22 protein-coding genes are annotated in these 26,536 nt (G+C 70.0%); 7 read left to right on the top strand and 15 right to left on the bottom strand.

The annotated features are described in order from the left end of the window. Window positions 1-107: 107 nt before the first annotated feature. Window positions 108-284 (bottom strand): AbrB/MazE/SpoVT family DNA-binding domain-containing protein, encoded by a 177-nt coding sequence (locus tag EPL03_RS04860; RefSeq protein ID WP_135828193.1) that lies wholly within the window; start codon window positions 282-284, stop codon window positions 108-110. A gap of 259 nt (window positions 285-543) precedes the next feature. Here EPL03_RS04860 and EPL03_RS04855 point away from each other — a divergent pair, with 259 nt between their 5' ends. Next, window positions 544-996: a hypothetical protein gene (locus tag EPL03_RS04855; protein WP_135828192.1), complete on the top strand. Its 453-nt coding sequence runs from the start codon at window positions 544-546 to the stop codon at window positions 994-996. Here EPL03_RS04855 and EPL03_RS04850 read toward each other — a convergent pair. After that, window positions 972-1,235 carry a hypothetical protein gene (locus EPL03_RS04850; protein WP_135828191.1) on the bottom strand — a complete coding sequence of 88 codons (264 nt, stop codon included), beginning with the start codon at window positions 1,233-1,235 and terminating at the stop codon, window positions 972-974. The genes EPL03_RS04855 and EPL03_RS04850 overlap by 25 nt on opposite strands. A 163-nt stretch (window positions 1,236-1,398) precedes the next feature. Continuing rightward, window positions 1,399-2,982, bottom strand: coding sequence for a S8 family serine peptidase (locus tag EPL03_RS04845; protein ID WP_135828190.1), 1,584 nt, complete (start codon window positions 2,980-2,982; stop codon window positions 1,399-1,401). A gap of 181 nt (window positions 2,983-3,163) precedes the next feature. Here EPL03_RS04845 and EPL03_RS04840 point away from each other — a divergent pair, with 181 nt between their 5' ends. After that, window positions 3,164-3,622 carry an NYN domain-containing protein gene (locus tag EPL03_RS04840; protein ID WP_135828189.1) on the top strand — a complete coding sequence of 153 codons (459 nt, stop codon included), beginning with the start codon at window positions 3,164-3,166 and terminating at the stop codon, window positions 3,620-3,622. A 174-nt stretch (window positions 3,623-3,796) separates the two neighbouring features. Here EPL03_RS04840 and EPL03_RS04835 read toward each other — a convergent pair whose 3' ends face one another. Next, the gene (locus tag EPL03_RS04835) at window positions 3,797-4,273 is read right to left on the bottom strand and encodes a hypothetical protein (protein WP_135828188.1); all 477 of its coding nucleotides are present in this window, start codon (window positions 4,271-4,273) and stop codon (window positions 3,797-3,799) included. Window positions 4,274-4,557: 284 nt separating this feature from the next. Here EPL03_RS04835 and EPL03_RS04830 point away from each other — a divergent pair, with 284 nt between their 5' ends. Beyond that, a complete protein-coding gene (locus EPL03_RS04830) occupies window positions 4,558-5,409 on the top strand; it encodes a TatD family hydrolase (RefSeq protein WP_135828187.1) in 852 nt (283 codons plus the stop codon). Between the two features lie 71 nt (window positions 5,410-5,480). Next, window positions 5,481-6,062, top strand: coding sequence for a DUF2150 family protein (locus tag EPL03_RS04825; RefSeq protein WP_135828186.1), 582 nt, complete (start codon window positions 5,481-5,483; stop codon window positions 6,060-6,062). Between the two features lie 78 nt (window positions 6,063-6,140). On the opposite strand, the gene EPL03_RS04820 is transcribed toward EPL03_RS04825, so the two are convergent. From EPL03_RS04820 to EPL03_RS04805, 4 genes are all read right to left on the bottom strand, one after another. Further along, window positions 6,141-7,667, bottom strand: coding sequence for a TrkH family potassium uptake protein (locus tag EPL03_RS04820; protein WP_135828185.1), 1,527 nt, complete (start codon window positions 7,665-7,667; stop codon window positions 6,141-6,143). Further along, entirely contained in the window at window positions 7,664-9,007 is a 1,344-nt protein-coding gene (gene trkA, locus EPL03_RS04815) for a Trk system potassium transporter TrkA (protein WP_135828184.1), read from the bottom strand. The genes EPL03_RS04820 and trkA overlap by 4 nt, the downstream gene beginning before the upstream one ends. A gap of 203 nt (window positions 9,008-9,210) precedes the next feature. Beyond that, window positions 9,211-10,008 carry a hypothetical protein gene (locus EPL03_RS04810; RefSeq protein WP_135828183.1) on the bottom strand — a complete coding sequence of 266 codons (798 nt, stop codon included), beginning with the start codon at window positions 10,006-10,008 and terminating at the stop codon, window positions 9,211-9,213. A gap of 133 nt (window positions 10,009-10,141) precedes the next feature. After that, window positions 10,142-13,846, bottom strand: a complete 3,705-nt coding sequence (locus EPL03_RS04805; RefSeq protein WP_135828182.1) for a GAF domain-containing protein — start codon at window positions 13,844-13,846, stop codon at window positions 10,142-10,144. Window positions 13,847-14,000: 154 nt separating this feature from the next. Here EPL03_RS04805 and EPL03_RS04800 point away from each other — a divergent pair, with 154 nt between their 5' ends. Both EPL03_RS04800 and EPL03_RS04795 read left to right on the top strand, forming a co-directional pair. Beyond that, window positions 14,001-14,501, top strand: coding sequence for an LUD domain-containing protein (locus tag EPL03_RS04800; protein ID WP_135828181.1), 501 nt, complete (start codon window positions 14,001-14,003; stop codon window positions 14,499-14,501). Next, on the top strand, window positions 14,498-16,768 hold the full coding sequence (locus EPL03_RS04795) for an LUD domain-containing protein (RefSeq protein ID WP_135828180.1): 2,271 nt from the start codon (window positions 14,498-14,500) through the stop codon (window positions 16,766-16,768). Before EPL03_RS04800 ends, EPL03_RS04795 begins: the two co-directional genes overlap by 4 nt. Window positions 16,769-16,793: 25 nt before the next feature. Here the strand turns inward: EPL03_RS04795 and EPL03_RS04790 are convergent, their stop codons facing one another. The 3 genes from EPL03_RS04790 to EPL03_RS04780 form a co-directional block, all read right to left on the bottom strand. Then, entirely contained in the window at window positions 16,794-17,750 is a 957-nt protein-coding gene (locus EPL03_RS04790) for an AEC family transporter (protein WP_135828179.1), read from the bottom strand. Window positions 17,751-18,363: 613 nt separating this feature from the next. Then, complete coding sequence (locus EPL03_RS04785) at window positions 18,364-19,284, bottom strand: acyltransferase (RefSeq protein ID WP_135828178.1); 921 nt, start codon at window positions 19,282-19,284, stop codon at window positions 18,364-18,366. Window positions 19,285-19,427: 143 nt separating this feature from the next. Beyond that, window positions 19,428-20,918 carry a heme-binding protein gene (locus EPL03_RS04780; RefSeq protein ID WP_135828177.1) on the bottom strand — a complete coding sequence of 497 codons (1,491 nt, stop codon included), beginning with the start codon at window positions 20,916-20,918 and terminating at the stop codon, window positions 19,428-19,430. Window positions 20,919-21,036: 118 nt separating this feature from the next. Between EPL03_RS04780 and EPL03_RS04775 the strand changes: the two genes are divergently transcribed. Beyond that, complete coding sequence (locus tag EPL03_RS04775; protein WP_135828176.1) at window positions 21,037-21,558, top strand: PadR family transcriptional regulator; 522 nt, start codon at window positions 21,037-21,039, stop codon at window positions 21,556-21,558. Window positions 21,559-21,577: 19 nt separating this feature from the next. Here the strand turns inward: EPL03_RS04775 and EPL03_RS04770 are convergent, their stop codons facing one another. The 4 genes from EPL03_RS04770 to pyrH all read right to left on the bottom strand — a co-directional run bounded on the left by EPL03_RS04770 (window position 21,578) and on the right by pyrH (window position 26,480). Continuing rightward, window positions 21,578-23,380: a site-2 protease family protein gene (locus EPL03_RS04770; RefSeq protein ID WP_135828175.1), complete on the bottom strand. Its 1,803-nt coding sequence runs from the start codon at window positions 23,378-23,380 to the stop codon at window positions 21,578-21,580. Window positions 23,381-23,451: 71 nt separating this feature from the next. Continuing rightward, a complete protein-coding gene (locus EPL03_RS04765; protein WP_135828174.1) occupies window positions 23,452-23,844 on the bottom strand; it encodes a hypothetical protein in 393 nt (130 codons plus the stop codon). 108 nt (window positions 23,845-23,952) lie between these two features. Then, window positions 23,953-25,758: a lysine--tRNA ligase gene (gene lysS, locus EPL03_RS04760; protein ID WP_135828173.1), complete on the bottom strand. Its 1,806-nt coding sequence runs from the start codon at window positions 25,756-25,758 to the stop codon at window positions 23,953-23,955. Next, entirely contained in the window at window positions 25,755-26,480 is a 726-nt protein-coding gene (pyrH, locus tag EPL03_RS04755) for a UMP kinase (RefSeq protein WP_135828172.1), read from the bottom strand. Before pyrH ends, lysS begins: the two co-directional genes overlap by 4 nt. Window positions 26,481-26,536 lie beyond the last annotated feature (56 nt).

Raw genomic sequence — 26,536 nt, 5'->3', positions numbered from 1 at the left:
CTTCCGACAGAACTGGCGTTCAGCGTCGTCGTCTCGGCGACCGCAAGCGCGGCGAGGGCGTTCGATGATGTGGTTGCTGTCCAAGCGATAGAGAGCGCGACGACGGCTCACGCCGGTTCGACGACGATTTGGCCGTCCCGGAGCTTGTAGACGAGCCTGTCGCCTTCCTCGACGTCGAGACCGTCCGCCGCGAACTCCTCGCGGACGGCCTTGATGAGGCTGATTCGCCATCGCTGGGTGACTGTCGTCGTGCCGAGTATCTTCTCGTCGGTGTCTTCGCTCATCGGGTCGAGTATTATGCATCGGTGTTGTTATGGACTCTTAGCTATTTCGACTATCGGACCGAGATATCGGGAGAGCGATAGTTCGTCGGACGGGGAGCCGATTCGCCGAAGCTGACCGGACCGGCGTCGTGGGTCCCGGCGTCGCCGGTCGCGTCCGGACCGCCGTCCGCCCGCATCGCGTGCCCGCCGCCCGAGTCGGCTCGACCGCTCCGTCCGACACGCTTATCCTGCTTCGACGTTTCCGACTATATAGTCAATTATGGCTAGTGAGACGATGAATCAAATCCGGAAACGAGCGGACCGAACCGGCGCGCGAACGGTGCTGGTGCGTGGCCGGACCGCACCGCCGCGGCCGCCCGCGACCGTGACGGTCGCGCCAAGCGTCACCGCGCGGGTCGTGCCCGACCGGCGGCGCGGGTCGCTGCTCGTGACCGCCGAGACCCGTTGCGGACGGACCATCCGACGGTACGACGGACGGGACGTCGGGCGAGCGGTCGACGCGGCGGCGACGCTGGCCGCCGAGCGCGAGCCACGGTCGGTGTGGCTCTGCGGCCGGGCGCGCGTCGGGTCGTGGTGGAGCGGCGACGTGGTCGCGTCCCTCGACCGCCGGCTCGCGGCCGCGGCGCGGCGGGCGGACGCGCGGCTCGTGGGGTGGACGACCGACGAAGACGGTGCGGCCGGCGACCGCTACGACGTGACGCTCGACCCGTAGCGAGCCAGCAGGTCGGCGGGCGCGACGCCGACGTCGGTGCTACCGCAGACCGGACACTGGACCGCGAACGACGGGTCGGCCCCGCCCCGGGGCCGGGCGGCCCGGCCCGATTCGGCACGACGGTCCGCGACGACGGCGTCGGGAGCCGTCCGGTCGGGGACCGTGCGGGGGACCGCGATGGCGAACTCGACGAGCAGTACGAACGTACCGGCGTGACCGCAGTTGTAGCAGTGCGTCATGGTATCGGACCGGCGGTTGGTTTCGCGGGCCGGTCGAGGTGAACTGGTTCGTTTCCGTATTTGAAGCTTGGCGTGGCGCGCGGCAGTGCCGATGAGCCGTTAGAGCCCGGTTCGGTCCCGCCACCGACGCGCGAAAGAATGGGCGGCCGGGAACCGGGGACCGTTACTGGTACTCGGTGATCGTCACGTCGTAGCTGCCCGACCCGCTGTAGGCGTCGACATCGATCTGGAGCGGGGTCGACGTGTCGGGGTCGTCGACGGTGACGGTCTCCTGGCTGTTGGTGCTGATAGAGCGGTGGTCGTAGTTCTCGGGCGACGCGGGCGTCGTCGTCCCCTCGTTGACGTAGAGGTCGAAGTCGGCGCTCGCGGGACCGTCGAGTTCGACGACTATCTGGCTCGGACCGCTGAACTCCCACTCCCACGTGTAGTCGTCGTAGTCCCAGTAGCCCGACAGCGACCCGGAGAGGGTCTCGGAGACGGGGTCACTCGGGTCGTCCGGGTCGTCGCCGCCGCCGCCGTTGCCGGGCTCGGTGGTGACCGCGTTGTAGGCGTTGACCTGACCGCTGCCCTGCTCGTCGTCGGACAGGCCGATGTTCTTGGCGGTGTTCTTGAGGTGGGTCCGAAGCTCGTTGTTCGCGAGGTCCCACTGGGCGAGCGTCAGGCCCGCGACGCCGGACGCGACCGGCGTCGCCATCGAAGTGCCCGAGAGCGTCTCGTACGAGCCCCGCTGCTGGGTCGTGGTCGAGAGCACGTCGACGCCGGGGGCCGCGAGTTCGACGCTGCTGCCGTACTGCGAGAAGCTGGCGAGGTTCTCGTTGGAGTCGACCGCCGAGACGGCCACGCACTCGCTGTAGGCGGCCGGATAGCTGACGCCCTGTGAACCGCTGTTGCCCGCCGCCGCCATGACGAGCGCGCCGTTGTCGGTGGCGTAGCTGACCGCGTTCTTCATCGTCTGGGTGTAGCCGCCCCCGCCGAGCGAGAGGTTGATGACGTCCGCGCCCTGGTCGGCGGCCCACTCGACGGCGTCCGCGATGTCGGTGGTCGACCCGCTGCCGCTCTCGTCGAGCGCGCGGCCGTTGATGAGCGAGGAGTTGCTCTGGCCGGCGACGCCCGTGTCGTTGTCCACGACCGCCGAGGCGCATCCGGAGACGTGCGTGGCGTGGTACTCGCTGGACGGGTCGTCCGGCGCGGGGTCGGCGTCGCCGTCGGCGAAGTCCTGCCCGGGGTTCGAGGCGTAGTTGTCCGCGAGGTCGGGGTGGTCGTACTGTGCGCCGGTGTCCACGACCGCGATGGTGACGTCCGGGGAGCCGGTCGTCGTGTCCCACGCCGAGGGCGCGTCGACCTGCTGGGGCGCGTACTGGTCGCCGAACTGCGGGTCGCCCGGCGTCAGCAGCGCCTCGTGGGTCGCGTTGGGCTCGGCGTACTTGATGCCGTCCTTGCGGGTGATTGCCTCGGCGAAGTTGTCCCGTGCGACGTCGGCGGCCCGCTCGGGGAACTTCACCGACACGTAGCGGAGCGTCTCGTTCTTGTGGACGACCTCGGCGTCGCCGGGGACGTACTGGGTGACCGTGGACTCGACGTCGCCGGCACCCGCGGAGACGCCGACGATGATCTCGTCGGTCTTCGGGCCGGGCTCGCGCCCGGGAGTCGCTGCGGTCACGCCACCGAGCGCGGCGGTCGCGCCCGCGACGCCGGTCGCCTTGAGGAACGTACGACGGTCGAACGCGTTCGTGCTGTCGTCTGTCATGCTTCAGACTACCAATCACGGCGCAATTATTTAAATTTTAGTTTTTGCTGTAATGAATTAGTATAGGATTTGTATATTTAGAGAATTACCAGAGAAATTTTCGGGGGAGTTCGCCGGTACTCGACCGACCGACTGGGCGTGGACCGGCATCGCTAAACCGGAACGGCGTCTACCCCGGGGCATGCAATCGTTGCGTTCGCTCCTCGGCGACGCGTCCGGCGACGACGCGACGACGGTCGCGCTGTTCGTCGACGGTCCCAACGTCCTCCGCGAGGAGTTCGACGTCGACCTCGACGACGTGCGGCGAGTCGCCGAACGGCAGGGCCGGCTGACCGCCGCCCGGCTCTACCTCGACGAACACGCCACGCCGGGACTGATTCAGGCGGGTGAGGCCCGAGGGTTCGAGGTGACGGTGACCAGCGGCGACGTGGACGTGAAGCTCGCGGTCGACGCCACCGAGTTCGCGCTCGGGGCGGAAGTCGACGTGCTGGCGGTCGCCTCCCGGGACACCGACTTCAAGCCCGTGCTGGAGAAAGCCGCGCACAACGGGGTCCGGACCGTGGCACTCGCGCCGGGCGAACACGGCCGCTCGGACGCGCTCCGGAACGCGGCCCACGACGCGGTCGTGGTCGGGGAGTGAGGGTGCGAAGCGGCCGCGGTGCCGTGCGGATGCGGTGCGGTTCGCATCGGCTCGAGCAGCTAGCGTCGCCCTGCACTCGACACCGTCTGCACTCGCAGTTTCGGTGGGGCTGTCCCGGTCACGGTCCAGACGTCACAGGTCCGACGGTCACACGTCCACCGCGTCGTGCGCCGGTCACTCCCCGGAAGCGCCGAGCGTCTTGACCGCGACCCGACGAGTCCCCTCGCCGAGTCGGAGTTCGACGGTCTCGACCAGCGACTCCCGGACCGATTCGCGCCACGCCTCGACCGCGTCGACGTGGCGCTCCCGGTGGCGCTCGACCGTGAACTCCGCGTCGGGGTCCGCGCGGAGCGCGTCCTCGGTGTCGTCCGGGTCGGGGTACGCCGGAATCGCCCCCTCGTCGACGAACCGCGCGGGCGGGACGTGGAGCGCCCCGGTGTCGGGGTCGAGGTCGGAGTCGCTCGCCTTCGCGTCGGAACTGGCCTCGTGTAGCCGCGCGCGCATCCGCCCGGCGAACGGCGGCGTCGCGCGCAGGACGGGTCGCCGCCCGCTCCGCCGACCGGCCTCGTAGGCCGTCACTACGTCGGCGACCGTGACCGCGAGCGACCGGACGGTTCGCGGGCCGGAGCCTGACGAGGTGTCGTCGGTCATGTCCGTCCGTGCGTGCCCGAGGATATTATTTCTCGTCGTTCGTACCGGCTTTCGTATCGGAGTGAGTTGTCTCGTTTCGGCGGTTCGGCCGGGACGACGAGAAATCCGTGGCTGGTGCCCCGTCCGCGACCGCACCGCGACGGCAGACTCCCCGGTCGCCCCTCCGTTGCAGTCGGTCGTCCCTCGAACGGCCGAGGAGTCACGGGGACCGCGCCGAGCGTTCGGGTCGAACCGCACTCGCCCGAACCGCCGGGACTTTCCCGGTCTCGCGCCAACCAACACCCATGAGCGAGGACCTCGGAACCCCGGTGCTGGACGACCACCTCCACCTCGACCCCGACCACGGCCGGGGCCTCGAAGCGGTGAAGGACTTCGCGCGGAGCGGCGGCACCCACCTGCTGGTGGTGAACAAGCCCTCGTGGCTGCTCGGGGTAGAACCCGAATCCGGCGAGGAGTTCCGGCCCGTGTTCGAGACCACCCTCGACGTGGTCGAGCGCGCGACCGGGATTCTGGACGGCCGGGCGTGGCCCGTGCTGGGGGTCCACCCCGGCCTCGTCTCGAAACTGGTCGACGACCGAGGCGTCTCGCCGGCGGACGCCCGCGAGTTGATGCAGGCCGGCCTCGACGTCGCGGCCGAGTACGTCGCGGACGGCCGGGCGCTCGCGCTCAAGACCGGTCGGCCCCACTACGACACCAGCGACGCGGTGTGGGCGGCGTCGAACGAAGCGTTGCGCCACGGGCTCGAACTCGGCGCGGAAAACGACTGTGCCGTCCAGCTTCACACCGAGGCCAGCGACGACCTGACCGACGTCGCCGACTGGGCCGAGGCCGCCGGACTCGACCCGCTGAAGGTGGTCAAACACTACGCGGGCGGACGACTCGCCGGCCCCACGCCCAGCGTGATGAGCGAGAAAGACCGGCTGGAGGTCGCGGCCGAGCGCGCCGACCCCTTCCTGATGGAGACCGACTTCGTGGACGACCCCGACCGACCCGGCGCGGTCATGGGACCCCGGACCGTACCCCGGCGCGTGCGGTGGCTGCGCGAACAGGGGTACGACGAGGCGATTCACACCGCCCACGTCGAGACGCCTCGGCGGGTGTACGGCGTCGACACCGAAGCCACGCTCGACCGGTGAAACGCCGGCCCATCCCGGAGTGCCGACTCCTAAGAGAAAGGCATATGGGGCGCGCAGCACTCGGAGAACACATGAGCGCGCCCCCGGAGGAATTCTACTCCGACGAACGCTGGCAGAACTGGCTCGACCGCATCCGGGAGGAGGAAATCGACCCGGAGAACGAGGACTCCGCGCGGCTGCTCCTCAACCTCCAGGACGACGTGGCCATCGCGGTGGCCAAGATAGTCACGGCCTACGACGACGACGCCATCGACGAGGAGGAGGCCCTCGAGGAACTGGGCGACATCCGGGAGGTCGTCCTCGACGAGGTGTCGTTCGACAACGACGAGAAGGCCATGCTCATCGACGGCGTCCAGACGAGCCTCGTCTGTGTCTTCTACGCGGCCGAGCAGTACGTCGCCGAGGGGCCGGCCGAGGAGGCCAGCGTCGAGGAGTACGTCCTCGAAGCCGGCAAGGCCGAGGCGGCCGAGGACCTCGATTCGGCGCTCGGGCTGGTCGCGGCCGCCGGCACGGGCATCATCGACGGCGCGGAACTCGACATGTCGGTGACCGAGGACATAGAGTACGGGCTGGTCACCGAGTGGGTCAACGGGCTCGACAGCCTCCAGAGCGCGATGAGCGACCCCGAAGTGGTCGAAGAGGACGAGGACTGAGCCGTTCTGCCGTCCGCGGGCCGCGATTTCGAGCGACGTTTTTCGAGCCGGATTCCCGACGAATCGACCCCAGAGGCGTCAGGACCGCCAGTACGTCGGCGTCAGGAGGACCAGCACCGGCAGGACCTCCAGCCGGCCGATCCACATCAGGAACACCATGAGTAGCTTCGTCGTCCGCGGGAAGGGCAGATAGCTCTCCATCGGTCCGACGATGCCAAAGCCCGGCCCGATGTTCCCGAGCGTGGCGGCGGTCGCGCTCATCGCGTCGAGCGAGACCAGTTCGAGTCCGACGCGGGTTGCGTCGACGTAGACCACGAACGCCGCGACGAAGAACGCGACGAAGTACAGCAGGGTGAACGCGTAGATTCCCCGGACCGCGCGCTCGTCGAGCGCGCGACCGCCGAGCCGGACCGGCCGGATCGCCTCCGGGTGGACCGTGGTGAACAGTTCGCGCTTGAGCGACTTCAGGATCACGAGCCACCGCACTACCTTGATGGCGCCGCCGGTCGAGCCCGCCGACCCGCCGACGAACAGCGCCACGAACAGCACGTACTTGGCGGCCCCGCCCCACGTGGTGAAGTCCATGCTGGCGTACCCGGTCGTCGTGACGAGCGAGACCACCTGGAACGCGGCGTGGCGGACCGACGCCTCCAGGTTCCCGGCTATCGGCCCGATGGCAGGCGTCTCGGCGAACGTGCCGGCGAACAGCAGCCCCGCGGTGATGGCGGTGAACGCCCCGAGGACGCCGACGAAGAACCGGAACTCGCTGTCCTCGCCGAACGCCTCGAACTCGCCGTTCATCGCGTGCCAGAACAGCGCGAAGTTGGTGCCGGCCGCCACCATGAACGGGACGATGAGCCACTGGACCGCCGCCGAGAAGAACTCGATGCTCCGGGCTGCCGGGGAGAACCCGCCGGTCGCCATCGTGGTGAAGCCGTGGGCGACCGACTGGTAGAGGGTCATCTCCGGCGCGACGCCGGCGACGTGGAGACCGAACAGGAGCGTCATCTCCAGGACCGTGATGCCGAGGTACGCCTTCCAGAGCGCCCGGGCGGTCTCGGCGATGCGGGGCGTGAGCTTCTGGATGCCCGGCCCGGGCGCTTCGGCCTCCATCAACTGCGCGCCGCCGACCGACAGTTCCGGGAGGATGGCGACCGCCAGCACGACGATTCCCATCCCGCCGAGCCACTGGGTCTGCTGTCGCCACATCATCAGCGCCCGGGAGTGCTCCTCGAAGCCGATGTTGCCCATCACGGTCGCCCCGGTCGTCGTGAATCCGCTCATCGACTCGAACAGCGCGTTGACCGGACCGGCGACCGTCCCGTTGCCCGCGATGACGTAAGGGAGCGCGCCCACGACCGACACCGCCAGCCACGTCAGCGCGACCATCAAGAATCCCTCGCGCGCGCCCAGGTCCGGGTCGTCGTCGAGCCGTTCGAGCCCCGCACCGACCCCGACCGCTATGGCGATGGTCGCGAGGAACGTGGCCGCGCCCTCGCCGTAGTACACCGCGACGCCCAGCGGAAACACCAGCGTAACCGCGAGCCACTTGACGACCGCACCGACGAGGCTACAGCTCGCTCGCCAGTCGACGCGGAGCGTCATAACTTCGCCGTCACGGCGTCGAGCACCTCGATGTCGACGAAGACGACGACGTGGTCGCCGGTCTCGACCACCGTCTCGCCGCGCGGGACGACGAACTCGCCGTCGCGCGTGATGGCCCCGAGCACGAACCCCTCGGGCAGGTCGGCGACCGCCTCCTGAATCGGGCGGCCGACCAGCACGGAGTCGGCGTCGACCTCGATTTCGAGTACCTCCGCCCGGTCGTTCTCGATGAGCGCGACGTTCTCGGTGTGGAGTTCGCGGGTGAACCGCGTTATCTCCTCGGCGGTGACCTCGCGGGGGTTGACGCCCACGTCGACGCCGACGGTCTCGAACACGCTGACGTACTCGGAGCTCTCGATGACCGCGACCGTCCGGCGCACGCCGAGCTGTTTGGCCAGCACCGAGACCAGCAGGTTCTTCTCGTCGCTCTCCAATGCGGCGACGACCGCGTCCGCGTCGTCGACGTGCTCGCGGGCGAGGAACTCGGCGTCGGTCGCGTCGTTCTCCATGACCACGGTGTTGGGTAGCTCCTCGGCGAGTTCGCGGGCGCGGTCGTGGTCGCGCTCGATGAGTCGCGGCCGGAGCCCGCGCTCTTCGAGGAGTTTGGCCGTGTGGTAGCCGATCTCGCTGCCGCCGATGATGACGAGGTCCTCGCTGCCGGTCGGGGTCTCGCCGGGCGCGACCTCGCGGGCGAACCCCTGCACGCTCTCGGGGCTCCCGATGACGACCACCTTCTCGCCGGTCCGGATGCAGGTGTCGCCGCTCGGGATCGCGACGTCGTCGTCGCGGATGATGGCCGCGAACGTCAGCGAGTCGAAGCGGTCGGCCTCCGCGACCGTCTGGTCGGCGACCGGACTCCCCTCGCTCACCGTGAACTCGGCCATCTGGACCGCGCCGCCCGCGAACGAGTCGACGTCGCGGGCCGCCGGCAGGCTCACGACTCGGACGATGTCCTCGGCGGTGAGCAGGTTCGTACAGACCATGAAGTCGACGCCGAACGCGCCCCGGTCGGCGGCGTGGTGCCACGTGTCGAGGTAGTCGACGTTCTTGACCCGCGCGATGGTGAACGGGTCGTCGACGGTCTTGGCCGTGCCACAGGCCACGAGGTTGGTCTCGTCGTCGTCGGTACTCGCGATTATCATGTCGGCGTCCCCGACGCCCGCCTCCTGGAGCGTCGACAGCGACGTCCCGTCGCCCTCGATGGCGAGCACGTCGAGCGAATAGGTCAGCGCGTCGACGCGCTCGGAGTCGACGTCCACCACGACGACCTCGTGGTCGTGCGCGAGGCTCGCCGCGATCGAGGACCCGACCTCACCGGCACCGACGATGATGACCCGCATCTGAACCCTCCCTCGTCATTCTTGGCGTTGCTTGTGAGCCGCGGGGTATGATTATTTTCCTTTCGGGGCGTTCCGGCGCGGGTGGGTCCCAGTTGCGGTCGCAGCTGCTGTTGCGGTCGCGGAGGCGGCCGCTGTTGCGGTTCTCAGAGGCTCACGCCGAGAAGCGGTCGCGGATGCAGATGCGCTCGCCGGTACAGATGCGGTCACGACACCCGATTCGCGACCGCGGTCGGGAGCCGAACGGTCTCGTCGTCGACCACCAGATTGCCGAAGGCCGCGTCGAGGCGAGTCGGCGTGACCGCGTTCCCGCACCCCACGCCCACCAGCGCGAGCCGCGCCCCCTCGCCGAATCGCTCGACGGCGTCGTCGAACGACTCGCCGTCGTAGCCGTCCTCGACCGGCGTGTACTCGTACCACCGGCGCTCGCCCGTCCCGCCGGTGGCCGGGGACAGCACGTCGACCGTCGACCACCCCTCGTCGGTCGACCCGCTCCTGTCGCCCGAACTCCCCGCGCCGCCGAGGTCGAGCGACGCGCCGTGGCGGCCGTCGTCGTTCTCGACCACCAGAAACGGGTCGCCCGACAGGTATTCCGAGTCGGCCCCGCCGGAGGTCGTCCCGTCCGTATTGCCCGAAATCTCCTCGTCCGCGCCCACGTAGTAGTCGTACGACAGCCCGTCGAGGCCGCCCAGCGTGGTCCCGGTCGGCGGCTCGGCAACCGAGACCGCGTAGTCGACGGTCGAGCGTCCGCCCGAAGTCACCCGAATCGGCTCGGGATGGTCGTCGTCGCGAATCGGCTCGGACGCTCGCTCGACCGTCGTCGCGTACTCGCCGTCGCCGTCGAGGTCGAACAGCGTGACGCCCGACCGGAGCCGCGCGTCGACCTGCCGGCCGACCCGCCCGGTCCCGTCGCTCTCGACGGCCGCACTGCTCGCGCCGCTCCCGACCGCGATGCCCGCTACGCCCACGATTCCCCGCAGGACCGCCCGTCGCTCCCCGTCCATGCATCCCGACACGACCCGCGGCGGTTTATGGTTTCGTCCCGACTCGACGGACAGCGTTCGGATACGGGGACGCAACTGGAGGCGAGTCCTCGGAAACGGTCAGGCGCGCCCGAGGACGTTCCGCGTCGCGCGCCTAGTCGTCCAGAAACGCCGAGAGGAGCTTGCGCTCGCCCACCCGGAGGTGCTGGTGGAACGTCGGCGGGGTCACCCCGAGCGACTCGCTGACCTCCTCGCCGTTGCTCTCGCGGGGCCACTCGAAGAAGCCGGCGTAGTAGGCCGCCGCCAGCGCCGACCGCTGGCGCTCGGTGAGCGCCTCGTCCAGCTCGGTCCGGACCTCCTCGACCGTCCGGGCCGGGCGCTCGCGCTCGCGCCGGGCGACCACCTTCGTCCCCGGGATGGCCTCTTGCACCGACTCGACCACCGTGCGGACGTCGGCGCTCCGGGGGAGCTCGACCACGCTGCGGCCGCCGTCGGGCGTGAACGTCGCCGCCACGAGGCTGCCGCCGTGGTCGACCAGCTGGGGCAGCGGCGACGGTCCGGTGTAGACGAACTCGAAGAGGTCGCCGTCGTCGTGCTCGTTGACCAGCCGGGCGCGCTCGACGTCGTCGGCCGCCTCGGCCCGCGCGAGCACGCGGTCCGGGTCGAGGCCGTCGACGGTCGCGAAGTAGACGAACGAGCCCTCGGCGGTCATGGTGACCCCGTCGATCTCGAACCGGCCGCCCTCCTCGCGCGGGAGGCGGGCGAAAAAGCCCGTGCCGTCGTGAATCCGGAACTCGACCTCGACCACGCCGTCCGAGACCAGCGCCCGCTCCTTCTCGGCCGCGTTGATGGCGTGACCGATGGTCTCGCCCAGCTCGGCCAGCACCGCGCGTTCGCGGTCGTCGAAGGCGTCGGCGCGGGCGGCGTAGACGCAGAGAACGCCGTACACCGTCTCCCGATACCTGAGCGGGATGGCCGCGCCCGACCGGTAGCCGCGTTCGAGCGCCCCCTCGCGACACGGATGGGGCGTCCCGTCCCCGTGAACGTCGACGACCTGCACCTCGCCGGTCGCCAGCGCCCTCGCCGCGGGGCCGTCGTCGGTTCCCTCGCCGTCGGCCGCCTCGTCGCGCCTGGCGACGAACTCGTCGAGGTAGCCCGCCTCGACCCCCGCCCACGCGGTCGGCTCGGCCCGGGTCGAGCCGGCCATCGACTCGCCGGTCCACGCGAACCGGTAGTGGGCCGAGTCGGCGAGTCGGTCGCAGACGCCCTGAAGTATCTCCTCGCGCGTGGTCGCCCGGACGAGCAACTGGTCGACGTCCCGGATGACCGCGTTGATGCGGTCGAGCTGGGCCAGTCGGCTCCGCTGGTCGTCGAGTTCGGCCTCGCGGGCCGCGCGGTCGAGCGCGACCTCCGCGTTGGCCGCCAGCACCCGCACGAGGTCGACCTCGTAGTCGTCGAACGCGCCGGCCGCCGTCGAGGCGACCGACAGGACGCCCCAGTCGCCCAGCGGGAACGCCGCGAAGGCCCGAATCGACGGCGCGCCGTCCTCGTGGGCTCGCGGGTCCTCCCACGCGTTGTCGAAGTGCGCGCTCTCGCCCGACTCGAAGACGTTCCCGACGATGCCCTGGCCGGGCTCGAGCGAGGGCGTCTCGCCGATCTCGTCGACGGTCCCCCGGGCGTGGACGGACGGGTCGAGCAGGTCGGCCTCGGCGTCGTACTCGAACACCGTGGCGTAGGGGATGTCGAGCACCTCCCGCACCGTCTCGACCGTCGTCTCGCAGATCGTCGACTGGCTCTCGGCCGCCATCAGGTCGCGGGTCGCGCCGTGGAGCGCGTCGAGCATCGCCGCGCGCTCGACCCGCTCGGTCACGTCGTAGTAGAGTTCGACCCGGCCGCCCTCGTAGAGGCCCGACTCGATGGGGCGGCTCCGGTGGTGGAGGTGGCGCTCGGCCCGCCCGTCGCCGGGCGTGACGTTGCAGGTGAACTCCACCGCGTCGCTGTTGTCCTCGTAGGTGGCCCGGACCGTCTCGGCGAACGACTCGCCGTCCGCGACCGCCTCGCGGACGGGGCCGTCGACCAGCGTCCGCTTGTCGGCCCCCAGCGCGGCGTCGCGGTCGAGCCCGAAGTACTCCGCGACGGCGGCGTTGGCCCACGCCACGTCGAACTCGTCGTCGAGGACGAAGATGCCCACGTCGGTCTCGTCGAGCACGTCCTCGGTCATCGAGCGGTGGCGCTCGGCGTTGCGCTTGCGCTCGGTGATGTCGGTGTACATCACGTACCCGCCCGAATCGCGTCCGGGGACCTGGGCGGTCCGGAGCAGGAAGTCCCGGACGCCGTCGTCGGTCGCCCGCCGGACCTCGGTGTCGATGTCCTCGCCCGCGCGCATCCGCTCGACGTGCTCGCGGGCCTGCTCGTGGTGGCCCTCGGGCACGATGAGCTCGACCAGCGACTCGCCGACCGCCGCTCCGGCGTCGTAGCCGAACACCGACTCGAACGCCTCGTTGGTCGAGCGCACCACGGGCTCGCCGTCCCGGAGCTCGTAGTCGACGGTCGCCTCCCGGATGTTCTCGAACAGCGCGGCGAACCGGTCGCGCTCGGCCGCGAGTTGCCGCTCCGAGCGGATGCGCTGGAGCGCCTGCGCGAGGTGCGACACCAGCAGTTCGGCGAGCTCGCGGTCGCTCTCGCCGAAGGCGTCGGCCTGCTCCGAGACCGTCTGGAACACGCCGATGTCGCTCATCGGCACCGACAAGGCCGCCCGGTAGCCGCTGGCCGCCGGCGTGACGCCCTCGGCGTGGAGGTCGGCGGTCCGGATGGACTCACCCTGACGGTAGGCCCGCGCCGCGAGCTTGTCGTCGGCGTCGAGCGAGGTGGTGGTGTAGTAGCCGTCGGACGGCACGCCCTTCGAGACGGCCTGCGGGACGAGCTCGCCGTCCTCGACGGTGTCGACCGCCGCGAGGTCGAACTCCAGGAGCTGCTCGGCGGTCTCGACGGCCAGCCGGCACGCCTCCTCGACGGTGTCGGCCTCCTCGAGCATCACCGCGACGTCGTGGAGTTCGCGGGTCTTGCGCCGCTCGGCGTCGAGCCGGTCCTCGAGCCGCTTTCGCTCGCTCACGTCCCGGACGATTATCGAGAAGTAGTGACGACCCCGGCGCTCGGTCTCGGTGAACGAGATGGCCAGCGGTATCTCGCGGCCCTCGGCGGTCCGGCCCGGCAGTTCCACGTAGTCGCGGACGACGGTGCCCTCGTCGGCGGCCAGTTCGCCGAGCGCGGCCTCGAACCGGTCGCGGACGGTCGGGTCGAGCAGCCGGGCGACGGATTCGCCGACCACCGCGTCGAGCTCGTAGCCGAACACGCGCTCGACCGCCGCGTTGGCGAACGCCACCCGCCCGTCCTCGTCGACCGTGACGATGGGGTCGGGCGAGTGCTCGACCAGCGTCTCGAACCGGTCGGCGAGTCGGTCGCGCTCGGCCGCGACCCGGCGACACTCGACGGCGCGCTCGACGCGGCGGGCGACCCGCGTCGGCAGTCCCGCGCGGGGCCGCGCCGACGCGAAGACAACGCCCTCGGGCACCGCCTCGACCGAGCCGGCCACCATGACCCGACCGACAGCCGGGTAGAGCTCCCCGACAACGCTCAGGAACTCGGCCCCGTCGACGTCCGCGAGGTCGGCCTCCGCGACCACGCAGTCGACCTCGCCGGCGTCGAGTCGCTTCAGCGCGGCGGTAGCGGTCGCTTCGGCGTCGACCGCCGCGCCGGTCAGCGCCTCCCCCACGGCCGCCCCTCGCGTGGGTTCGCCCGCGTACACTACCGTTTGCGCGTCCGGGTCGGCCGAACGCCGCTCCCCCGTCGACCGTAACATCGTTATCCGACAGACACTCCGAGGTTGTTAGCGTTTCGTCTCGCCCCCGGACGAAATTATCACCTTTCGAAGAGGAACGGGCGGGGCCCAGCCGGGGCGAGGCGGGTCGCCGCGACCCCCATCGTTACGTGGTCCCGGACCCGATACGATACCCGTGAGCACATCCCTCGAACGGTTCGAGCGCCGCGCGACCGACGCCGGCTGCGGGGTCCACCGCATCCCGGCCGCCGAGGTCGACGCGACGCTGTCGGACCTGCTCGACCCCCCGGCAGTCGGCGCACCGCTTCCCTTCGCGGGCGTCTCGCTCCCCGAGTCGGTCGACGCCGACCCCGTCCCGTCGACCCTCGAATCGGCCGGGACCGGCGTGACGCCCGCCCGGTTCGGCGTCGCGGACTACGGCTCGGTCGCGGTCGCGTCGACGCCCGCAGGCGACGAGCACGCGAGCCTCTGGCCCGGCCACCACGTCGCGGTGCTGGCGGCCAGCGACGTGGTCGCTGACATGGCGGCCGGCGTCGAGCGCGCCGCCGAGTTAGCGCGGGCGGGCGGCGACGTCGTGTTCGCCACCGGGCCGAGCGCGACCGCCGACATGGGCGAACTCGTGGTCGGCGCACACGGCCCCCGGCAAGTGAGCGTCGTCGTGCTGGAGGACCGATGAGCGGCAAGCAATCCAGCGGCGGGCAGGCCAGCCGCCAGCAGAAGGCCGCCCGCATCCGCGACCTGCTCGACGCCGAGGGCGACAGCGTGCGGGCGAACGCCCAGGGGTTCAACCGCGGGCGGTACGACGCGGTGGCCGGCCTCGACGACTACGAGGGGCTGAAAGACGAGGCCCGCGCCATCAAGGAGGACGCCATCGAGCGCCTGCCCGAACTGGTCGAGCGGGTGCGCGAGTCGGTCGAGTCCCGGGGCGGGCACGTCTACCTCGCCGACGACGCCGCGGACGCGAATCGGTACGTCCGCGAGGTGGTCGGCGAGTGCGACGCCGACTCGGTGGTCAAGAGCAAGTCGATGACCTCCGAGGAGATCGAGGTCAACGACGCCATCCGGGAGACGGGCGCGGACGTGTGGGAGACCGACCTCGGGGAGTTCGTGTTGCAGGTGGCCGACGAGTCGCCGAGCCACATCGTCGCGCCCGCCATCCACAAGTCCGAGGCCGACATCGCCGAGTTGTTCGAGACCCACTTCGAGCCGGACGAACCGCTCGACACCGCCGCGGACCTGACCGCGTTCGCCCGGGAGTTCCTCGCCGACCGCATCGCCGAGGCCGACGTGGGGATGACGGGCGCGAACTTCGTGACCGCCGACACGGGCACCGTGGCGCTGGTCACCAGCGAGGGCAACGCCCGGAAGACCGTAGCCGCGACCGACACCCACGTCGCGGTCGCGGGCGTCGAGAAGCTCCTGCCCGCGTTCGAGGACCTGTCTGCGTTCGTGGAACTCATCGCGCGGTCGGGCACGGGCCAGGACATCACCTCGTACGTGACGTTCCTGACGCCGCCGGGCGACGCGCCCACGCTGGACTTCGAGGCCGACGAAGTCGGCACCGAGGACCGCGAGTTCCACCTCGTGTTGCTCGACAACGGCCGGACCGACATGCGCGAGGACGACCAGTTGCGCGAGACCCTCTACTGCATCCGGTGTTCGGCGTGTCTCAACTCGTGTGCCAACTTCCAGCACGTCGGCGGCCACGGCTTCGGCGGCGAGACCTACTCGGGCGGCATCGGGACCGGGTGGGAGGCCGGCGTCCACGGGCTCGACGCGGCGGGCGAGTTCAACGACCTCTGTACCGGCTGCACGCGGTGCGTGAATCAGTGTCCCGTCAAGATAGACGTGCCGTGGATAAACACCGTGGTCCGCGACCGGCTGAATCGCGGGGCCGACGACGGCCGGTTCGACTTCCTCGTGGAGGGGCTGACGCCCGACGAGGAATCGGGCGGGCTGGACGTCCAGAAGCGACTGTTCGGCAACTTCTCGACGCTGGCGAAACTCGGGAGCGCGACCGCGCCCGTCTCGAACTGGCTGGCTCGCGCGCCGGGCGTCCGGGCGCTGGCCGAGCGCGCGCTGGGGGTCGACGCCCGCCGGGACCTGCCGACCTTCCGGCGCGAGAGCTTCCGGGAGTGGTTCGAGTCGCGCGACCGGACCGATGGCGCGTCGCGAGCCGGTGCCGACGGCGCGGGCGACCCCGACCGCGAGGCCGTCCTCTACCCCGACCCGTACACCGACTACGTCGCGGTCGAGCGCGGGAAGGCGACCGTCCGGGCGCTGGAGGCGCTGGGCGTCGACGTGCGCGTGCCCGACCTGCCGGCGTCCGGGCGCGCGCCGCTCTCGCAGGGGATGGTCGCCACGGCGGAGACCCAGGCCGAGCGAGTCGCGGCGGCGCTCGGCCCCCACCTCGACGCGGGCCGGGACGTGGTGGTCATCGAGCCCAGCGACCTCGCGATGTTCCGGGCCGACTACCGGAAGTTGCTCGGCGGATTGGAGGCGGAAGAAATCGAGGCCGACGGGGACGGCGAGTCGACCGCCGACCGCATCGCCGACGCGAGCTACGAGGTGTTCGAGTACGTCTACGGCCTGCTGGACGAGGGCGCGGACCCCGACGCGCTCGAATCGGCGTCGGGCGAGCGCGTGGCCTACCACGCCCACTGTCAGCAACGCACCCTCGGACTGGAGCGGTACACCACGGCGGTCCTCGACGAACTGGGCTACGACGTCGAGACCTCCGCGGCCGAGTGCTGCGGGATGGCCGGGAGCTTCGGCTACAAGCGCGAGTACTACGAGCTGAGTCTGGACGTGGGCGAGGACCTCCGCGAGGAGTTCGCCGACGAGGACCGAGTACTCGCGAGCGGGACGTCCTGTTGCGAGCAACTGGGCGCACTGCGCGAGGAGTCGGTGCCCCACCCGATTCGGACGGTCGCGCCCGAGTGAGCGGCCGACTCGCGCCCGGAGTGCGCTAAATCACCGCGCCCGACTCCAGAATCGCGATGAGTCCGGTCAGCGTGACCACGCTGGCCACCGTGCTGACGAAGATGGCGGTGCTGACGTACTCGGGCCCGGACAGTCCCTCGCCGTCGCCGGCGTCGTACTCGATGGTGAGCAACAGCGGCGTGACCGCCACGGGGGTCGCACACTCCAGCACGAACACGCGGGCGACGGTCGAGTCGGCGGTGATTCCGAACAGCAGGGCTATCGCGACGCCGACCGCCGGCGCGACGAACAGCTTGAGCGAGGTCGCGACGCCGACCCGCGAGAGGGTCGCGCCGTGGCGGGTGTTGGCCAGTTGGATGCCCAACATCAGCAACATCACGGGAATCGAGGCGTCGCCGACCAGCTGGAGGGTCTCCATCGCGGCGGTGTCGGTCGCCGGGACGACGCCGACCCAGCGGGCCGCCCACGCCGCGATGACGGCGTAGACCAGCGGGAGCCGGAACACCTCGGTCACCGCGTCCAGCGTCGACGCCTCGGTGCCCCGGGAGGCGACGAACACGCCGACGGTGTACATCACGACCGACTGGGCCGCGATGAACATCACGGCGGTCGAGCGCCCGGTCGTCCCGAACGCGAACGCCGCCAGCGGGATGCCGTAGTTGCCCGCGTTGGCGAACGACGACGAGAGCACGAGCGCGCCCAGCACGGGTTCGGACTCGCCGAGCAGTCGCCCGACGACCTCCGAGAGCAGTATCATCACGACCGAGAACGCCAGCACGCCCCCGACGATTCGCGCGGCCAGCCCGCCCGACATCTCGGAGGTGGCGATGCTGTGGACGATGAGCGCGGGCGTCAGCACGTAGATGGTGACGGTGCTGAGCGGCTGGACGTCTATCTCGCGGGTCTTGCCCAGCGCGAACCCCACCGCGGCCACCGACAGCACCGGCAGGATGGCGTCCCCGAGCGCCGACAGGAGTGACACGCTCGGAGCGTGGCGGGTGGGCGATACAAATGTGACGGATGCGGCTATGTGTGCGAGGGGACGTGGCAATCGGTCGGCTCGTCGGTGATTCTTGTCGACGAACGACGACCGACCATCCCGTCGCGACTCGTCATCGCGAGACGCCGGCGCGAACCGCCACCGACTATCCCGGCGCGCGCTGGCGCGAGTTCATCTCGCGCCAAAATCGCCCGAGAGCCGAGCGAAGCGAGGCGGCTGGGGAGGACGAGGCCCGCTGTCGCGGTGCGGTGGCGGGCGCGGTCGCGGTCGCGGCGCTGTGGCGGTTTCTCATAGGCTCAAGCAGAAGCTAGCTTCACGGGACTGTCCGTCGACGTTTCGAGTCGGATTCGAGCTAGCTTCTGCCTCGACCGATGAGAAACCGCACCCTCACGCCTCCCCAGCCTCCTGCGGTCCTCAGTCGTCGCTACGCTCCTCCGTGCGGTCCTCGTCCCTCGCGCGTTGCTCGCGCGCCGACCGCAGTACGAAATCTGGGACGCCACCAATAATCTCACGACGAAGACGAACTATCCGCGTCCCGGAATATCGATAGACGCCATCCCGTTCGAGACGCTATCGACCGAACCGCCCCACAGTCTCACTCCCCACTCGGCGGAGCCAGGTCGCGCTGGAACTCGTCGAATATCTCGGCGTCGTCCGGAACCTCGCGCTCGATGCGTCGCTCCTCTTTCGGCGTTTCCACGTCGGCGTCGACCGGGTCGGCCACGTCCTCCCAGCCGGGCTTTACCTTGACGCTCTTGGCCGGTTGGCCGACCGCGACGTGGTGGGCCGGCACGTCGTCCTGAACCACCGACTTCGCGCCCACGATGGCGTTCTCGCCGACCCGCACGCCTGCCTGGACCATCGCGTCGTAGGTGATGCGGGCGTCGTCTTCGAGGACGGTGCGGTAGTCGGTCACGTGGGTCTGGTCGACCACGTCGTGGTCGTGGCTGTAGACGTGCGCCGAGTCCGAGATCGAGACCCGGTCGCCGACCGTGAGCTTCCCCCGGTCGTCGAGATGCACGTCGTCGTGGACCACGACGTTGTCCCCGACCGAGATGTTGTGGCCGTAGGTGAACGTGATGCCCTTGAAAAAGCGGCAGTCGTCGCCGCAGTCGGCGAACAGATGGTGGGCCAGCATCCGGCGGAATCGGAGCGCGAACGCCACGTTGTCGGCCATCGGCGTGGCGTCGAACTGCCGCCAGAGCCACTGGAGGTGCTTCGAGCGCCGGAACCGCTCCTCGTCCTTCTCGGCGTAGTACTCGCTTTCGAGCGTGACGTTGCAGGGGTCGTAGCTCCGGAGTCGGACTTCCGCGGCCGGCGAGACGCGCTCGCCGTCCTGCCAGCGCTCGTAGGCCTCGCGGTCGCCGTGGAGGTCGACCAGCACGTCCGCGACCACCTCGCAGGTGCGCTCGGGGCCGTCGGGGCCCGCGTTCGAGAGTCGCTCGTCGACCTCCGCGAGGAACGCTTCGAGCGAGTCCGCCATCTCGTCCGGGAGGGAGACGCGTCGTTTGGTCATGGAGTCGTCCGTACTCACTTACCCGAACCTTCTCGTGCCGACGTGATGGGGGTTTTGGTTGCGGCGCTACGGGTCGGTACTTTTCGCGGGTGGTTCCGGTGGTCGAAACGGGCGAGCCGCCCGCTCGGGCCGGAATCGCCGATTCAGGCCAGGAAGACGTGCCTCGGCCGGTCGGCCAGCACGTCCCGGCCCCAGTCGACCGTGTCCGAGAAGGCGTCGCTCCGGAAGAACGCCATCGCGTCCTCTTTGGACTCCCACTGGCTCGCGATGAACATGTCGTTGTCGTCCTCGCGGTTGGCCAGCAGGTCGGTCTCGAGGTGGCCGTCCATGTCCGCGAGCAGGCCGCCGACCGTCTCGAACTTCTCGACGAAGTCCTCGCGCTTGTCGGGCTTGGTGGTGTAGAACATCCCCATCGTGCCGAAGCCGCTCTCCTCTCCCGCCCGACCGACGATTCCGGGGAGGTCCGCGAGGAACCCGCCGGCGGTGTCGGCCGCGCTCTGGGTGTCCCAGATGCTCACGACCGCCGAGCGGTCGCGGTCGTCGGTTTCGTACACGGCCGTCTTGACGTGGGTGTCGTAGTGGTCGAAGTTCGCGCGGAGGCCGTCGACCTCCTCGAACAGCTCGTCGGGGTCGGCCTCCGAGTACAGCACCATCGCGTACACGTCCTCGCCGTGGGGCTGGCCCGCGTAGATGTCGAGGTCCTCGAGTTCGCCCCGAATGGCCCCCGAGTCGTCGCTCTCGGACTCGCCGTGGTGCGAACCGCCACCCTCGCCGCCGTGGTGGCTCTCGCTCTCACCGTGATGGCTCTCGCCGTGGGGATGGTCCGACGAGCCCTCGTCGGCGCTTCCCTCGGCGGGGACCGTCTCGCCCGCCAGGAACGCCGGGAGGTCCTCGGGCGGGAACTGGCGGCCGACGTAGAACGGGCCGAACTCGGCGTACTTCGAACTGCTCTCGTCGAACCGGAGCTCGTACAGCAGGTCCTTGATGTCGGTCGCGTCCTCGGCGAACAGGTCGACGCCCCACTCGTAGTCGTCGAACCCGATGGAGCCGGTGATGACCTGCGTGACCTGCCCGGCGTAGGTCTTGCCGATCTCGCCGTGGGTGTCCATCATCTCGGCCCGCTCGTCAAAGGGCAGGTCGTACCAGTTCTCGCCGGGCGCGCGGCGCTTGTCCATCGGGTAGAAGCAGACGAACTCCGCGTCCGGAATCTCGGGGTAGAGCTTGCTCTCGGCGTACCGGGCGAGGCCGGTGTCCTCGATGTCGGCCGGGTCGTTGGTCATCTCCTCGTTGGTGTAGCCCCCGACCTCGGTCACGGAGACGTAGGAGTCCGAGCGCTCGGTGTACTCGGCGAAGGCGGTGTCCTCGAACGCGCGCTCGGCGGTGTCGAGGTCGGCCATCGTCGGCCGGAAGTGGACCACGAGCAGGTCGGCCTCGTGGCCCAGCATCGAGAAGACGGCCGACGACCCCTCGTCGGCGTCGACCACGTCGACGTGCTCGCGCAGGAAGGCGACGCCCTCCTCGATGGCGGCCTCGCGGTCGCGCTCGGGGGCGGCCCGCCACGCGTCCCAGTCGACGGTCCGGAAGTCGTGCAGCGCGTACCAGCCTTCGTTGGTCGCAGGGGGTTGTCGGGGCATGTCCGGAACTGGGGTCCGGCGCGGTAATAGGGTTTTGCGTTTCAGCCGCTCCCGGCACCGGCGACGCTCGTTTCCCCGACCGAAAGCCTTTCAAAAATTCGGCGGGAATCACCTCCCAATGCGGAAAAGCGGTCCGCCGAAAGGACTCATCGCGTATCTCGTACTGGAACTACTCGACGAGAAGCCTCGGTACGGATACGAGATTCTCAAGGAGATAAAGTCCATCAGCGGCGGCCACTGGGAGCCCTCCTACGGGTCGGTGTACCCCATCCTCTACAAGTTCGAGGAGAAGGGTTGGGCCGAGCGCATCGACCGCGAGGACGAACCCGACCGCAAGTACTTCGAACTCACCGACGCGGGCCGCGAGGAACTCGAAAGCAAGCGCGAGGAGACCGGCGGCAAGGCCCGCGATTTCGCCGACGTCATCCTCGGGTTCTACCACGTCTTCGTCGCGTTCGCCACCGACGACCGGTTCGAGGTCGACGACCGCGCCGACGAGTGGCGGTTCGACGAGGAGTTCAGCGCGTGGGTCGTCGAGCAGTTGACCCGCCACCACGAGCGCGACTTCGGCGACTTCGAGCGCGTCCCGGACACGCCCGAGGAGTTCCACGAGCGGATGGGGCTGGACGACGGCGACTGATTCGAATCGCGGGACGCCGCTATCCCGACAGCAGCTGGGGCCCGAACACCATCAACAGCAGGCTGACCAGCATCGTCAGCCCGACGGTCGTCGTGACCATCGTGGCAAGTTCGCGGTTCTGACTCGTCGGGAGCCGCGAGACGACCGCCTCCGTGCTCGTCCGGAGGATGTGGCCGCCGTCGAGCGGGAACGCCGGGATGCAGTTGAAGAACCCGAGGTTGAGGTTTATCCATCCGGTCCAGAACAGCGCGTTCGCCAGCACGAACAGCCCCCACTCGCCGAGGAACGAGAGCGGGCCGCCAGTCGCGGCGTAGAAGCCGCCGTTGAGCCCGACGAACCCGGCGAAGTTGAACGTCGTGCCCAGCGAGATGCTGGAGAACGGGAGCATGAGAACGCCGAACAGCCCCGAGAGGAACGAGACGACGGGCCCGCCGCTCGCGAACAGGAAGTCGCCGAGGTTGCCCCCGAGCACGCTGAGGAACTCGGCCGCCGGGTACGACTGCACGCCGACGCTGCTGAACTCCACGCCGCTGTACCCCTGGGTCACCAGCACGCCGATCGCTGCCGACCCGTCGTCGCCCTCGCCGAGCGTGACCCCGTACTCGTCGCGTTCGCCGTCGACGAACGCCGCCACGGTGACGGTGTCGCCCGGTTCGTATCGGTCCAACGCGGCGGTCAGCGCCGAGGTGTTGGGGACCCGCCGGTCGTCGATGGCCGTGACGACGACCGTCTCGTCCGCCGGCAGCCCGGCCGCCGCGCCACCACCGCCCGACTGGACGGTCACCAGCGCGCCGACGGGGCCGGTGACGGTGTCGCCGCTCCCGGTCCGCAGGGTGGCGACCTCCGAGCCGGCGACCGCTTGCCGGAACTCGTCTTCGGTGTAGACCTCGGTGTCGTTGACCGCCGCGACGGTCGTGGTGTCGTCGGCGTTCACGGTGACGGCCGACGCGAACGGCGAGTCGGGATGGACGGCGGTGACGAGCAGCGACCGCTGGAGGTCGACCGCCTCGCCGTCGGCCAGCGTCACCGTCACCGTCCGGTCGTCGATGCGGGCGAGCGTGGCCTCGAGGTCGGCGTTGCTCTCTATCCGCTCGTCGTCGACCGCGACGATGCGGTCGCCCCCGCCGATGCCCGCCTGCGCGGCGGCCGACCCGTCGAACGACCCGCCGATGGCGGCACCGGGCGCGACCGCGATGGAGCCGACGACCGGGCCGAACAGCAGGGCGAACGCCACCACGGTCACCGCGAAGTTGTTGGTGACGCCGGCCGCGAACATCCGGCTCTGGCTGCCCCGGTCGGCGTTCGCGCGGCTCTCCTCGTCGGGTTCGACGAACGCGCCGACCGGCAGGACCGCGAGCGCCGCGATACCCATCGACTCGATCTCGATGTCCTCGACCCGGCACAGCAGCCCGTGGCCGCCCTCGTGGACGACGAGGCCCACGAGCAGTCCGAGCAGAATCTCGGGCGCGACCGACAGCGGGAGGAAATCGTTGACGCCGGGAATCACGAGGACGTTCCGGGGCTGGGTCGCGGGCGAGGCGGGCGGCGGGTTCCGGACGATGGCGACCGCCTGGACCACCAGCAGGACGAACGTGCCCGCCATCACGACCAGCGCCACGCCGAGTCCGAAGTTCCCCCACGCTCGCCAGAGGCGCTTGGGGCCGGCGAGCCAGTCGAGGAACTGCTTGCCCCGCTGAGTGTGGACGGTCAGAATCGGCCCCTGCGTTCCGACGGAGGCGGGGAGGAGGCCCTGCGAGTCGAGGTAGAGCATCCCGAACCAGTAGAGCGCGATGCCGGCGACTACCCACGCGAGCGTGTTCATCGCGTGAAAGAAAGGACGCGGCGGTCAAAGGCGTTTGGGAACGCCCACGCCCCCGGCGGCGTCGCCCGACTTCACCGACTCGACGACTCCGACGACGAGGTGGGGTCGGCGGTCTGCCAGTCGTCGTCGAGGTCCTGCTGGTCGGACCCGGCCTTTCGGCGCTGCCGGAGCTTTCGCGCGGCGGCCACGCCCGCGGCCGTACCGCCCAGAATCGCCATCCGGCGGCCGTACTTCCGGAGGCGGCTCTTCCCCCCGGAGTCGGACTGCCGGTCGGGTTCCTGACCCGTCGTCGACGCCGGACCCGATTCCGCGGCCGGAGTTCCGACGTCCACGGTCGATTCGCTCGATTCGGTGGTGTCTCGGTTCCCCGAGGTCGATTCCGTGGTCGTCGTTCGCGACGGTTTCTCGCCCGATTCGACCCGCTTGAGCGCGGGTTTCTCGAGATTGAGTTCGATTATTGCCATAGTAACGCTCCGTGGGTCGGTCGGCGAGAGCCGCCGTCCGACGCTCACGTCGACGGAGGGCCGCGAGACACTTTGTTATGCCGGCCCTGAACTCGGAGTAGGGAGCGTTTACTCCTCGCGGCGGAGCCGAGCCAGCACGAACTCCTCGTCGAGGTTGGCGAGGAAGGGCCCGAGCTTGGGCCCCTCCTCGTCGTCGAAGAACAGCCGGTAGCCGGTCGCGAAGAACTCGCCGACGTCGACGTCGTGGCGCTTGGCGGTCTCGTATATCTCGCCCTGAATCTCGTCGGGGTCGTCGTGGGTCGCCACGAAGTCGGCGAGTTCGTCGAGCGCCGCCTCGACCTCGACGTCGAGGTCGACCGCGGGCATCTCGGTCCGCTTGAGTTCGTAGTCGTAGGCGTTGCCCGTGCGGCGGGCCCACTCGCGGGCCAGTTCCACGCGGTCGAGCGCGTACGCGACCGCCCAGTCGGGGTCGTCGCCGAGGTGGCCCTCCCGACGAGCGATGTCCTCGCGGAGGTCGGGGTCGTCGGTCATGCCGAGGACCGCCGCGAAGGAGTACGGCAGACGCACCCGGTCGCAAAACGACCCGTCGACCGCCGCGTCGACGCTCGCCCGGCGCTCGGGGTCGGCGACCGGAACGCTCCCCGCGTCCGGTCGGTCGGAGGGCGCGCCGTCCTCGTCGAACCGGGCGGCAACGGTCGGCCGAACGACCGGCGGGTACGCCGCGTCGGCGATTTCGGCCCGCTTGTCGTCGGCGTCGGCCTCGCCGTAGTAGACCCGCTCGAACTCGTCGAACTCGTCGACGAGGAATTCGAGGTTCTCGACGCTGAAGTCCCGCGCCTTGGCGGGGTCCTTGGTGAAGAAGTACCGGACCACCTCGGGTTCGAGCAGTTCCAGCACGTCCTGGACCATGACGACGTGACCCGACGACGAGGAGAACGGTTCGCCGTCGAGCGTGAACCACTCGTAGGCCATCGGGGAGGGCGGTTCGACGTCGAGGACGTTCCGGGCGACGTCCGCGCCGCTGGGCCACGAGCCCTCCGCGTGGTCCTTGCCGAACGGCTCGTGGTCGACGCCCAACACCTGCCACTGGGCGGGCCACTCGAACCGCCACGGGAGCTTTCCCTCCCGGAGGGTGGCCGTCCCCTCGTGACCACAGCCCTCGATGGTCTGGTCGCCGGCCTCCATGTCGGTACAGCGGTACTCGACCGTGGTCTCCCCGGGGCTGTCGCCGAGGTCGACTGCGGTCACGGTCTCGGTTATCTTGCCACACGCCCCGCAGATGGGGTTGAACGGAACGTACTCGGCGTCGACCTTGTCCTGATAGTGGCCGAGGACGTCGCGGGCCCGCTCGCGGTGTTCGAGCAGGTAGTGGGTCACCGCCTCGAACTCGCCCGACTCGTAGAGGTCGGTGTTCGACACCGTCTCGACCGGGACGCCGAGCAGTTCGGCGCTGCGCTCGATGAGGGTCGAGAAGTGTTCGCCGTACGAGTCACAGCAGCCGAAGGGGTCCGGAATCGCGGTGTAGGGTTTGCCGAGGTTGCGGCCCAAGGCACCGGCGTTCACGTCGCCGAGGTCGACCACGTTCCCGTCGAGGTCCGCGAGCTTTCGGGGCAGCCCCCGGAGCGGGTCGCGGTCGTCGGCGGTGAACACCTGCCGGACCGTCCGGCCCCGGTCGCGCAGGGCTTCCGCGACGAAGTAGCCCCGCACGATTTCGTTCATGTTGCCCAGGTGCGGGACGCCCGACGGCGAGATGCCGCCCTTGATGACGACCGGGTCGTCGGGGTCGCGCTCCAGAATCTTCTCGGCGACCGACTCGGCCCAGAACGGGTGGGGTTGAGAGCCCTGGAGGACGTAGGGGTCGTCGTCGGCGTGGGTCTCGCGGGCCGCAGGCCGGTCGGGGTCCGCGTCGCTCATTGCTCGTCGCGGACCCAGTAGGTCATCTGGTCGTCCGCGCCGTCGGGGACGATGTCGGTGCCGGCGTGGTCGCCGTACCGGACCGCGTCGGCGATGCGCTCGGGTTCGGTGCCGTCAAGGACGATGGTGCGCACGCCCGACCGCTCGATGAGTTTGGCCGCGAGCAGGTCGACCGGAGCCGAACTCCCGGCGTTCATCTCCAGGCCGGCGATGACGTCCACGAGTTCGCCCGCGTCGAGTTCGTCGTACTTCCGGGCGTCGTCGGTCTCGTTGGGGTCGTCGCTGTAGACGCCGTCGACGCTGGTGGCGTAGACGAGCAGGTCGGCGTTGACGTACTCGGCGAGCGCGGCGCTGACGGCGTCGGTGGTCTGGCCGGGCGTGACCCCGCCCATCACCGCGATGTCGCCCCGGTGCATCGCGGCTCCCGCGGACTCGTAGTCCTCGGGCGGGCTCGGGGCGGCCTGTTCGGACAGCGCCGCGATGAGTAGCCGGGCGTTCAGCCGGGTCACGTCGATGCCGATGTCGTCGAGTTCGATCTCGTTGGCTCCCAGCTCGCGGGCCGCGCCGATGTACTCCCGTGCGACGCCACCGCCCCCGACGACGGTTCCGACGGTGCAGCCCTCGGCGGCGAGGGTCTCGATTACGTCGGCGTGGGCGCGCACGCGCTCGGAGCGGAGGTCCGGCGCGAGGACGCTCCCGCCGATGGAGACGACTACTTTCATGCTGTCGCCGAGTAGCCCGGACGCGGCCTTAAGGATTGCCAACTGTCCGGAGTGCG

It is taken from the genome of Halorussus halobius (assembly GCF_004765805.1).
In the GTDB taxonomy this organism is placed as follows: Archaea; Halobacteriota; Halobacteria; order Halobacteriales; family Haladaptataceae; genus Halorussus; species Halorussus halobius.
The sequence above is the reverse complement of the archived record's forward strand: the minus strand, read 5'-3'. Positions and strand labels throughout refer to the sequence as shown.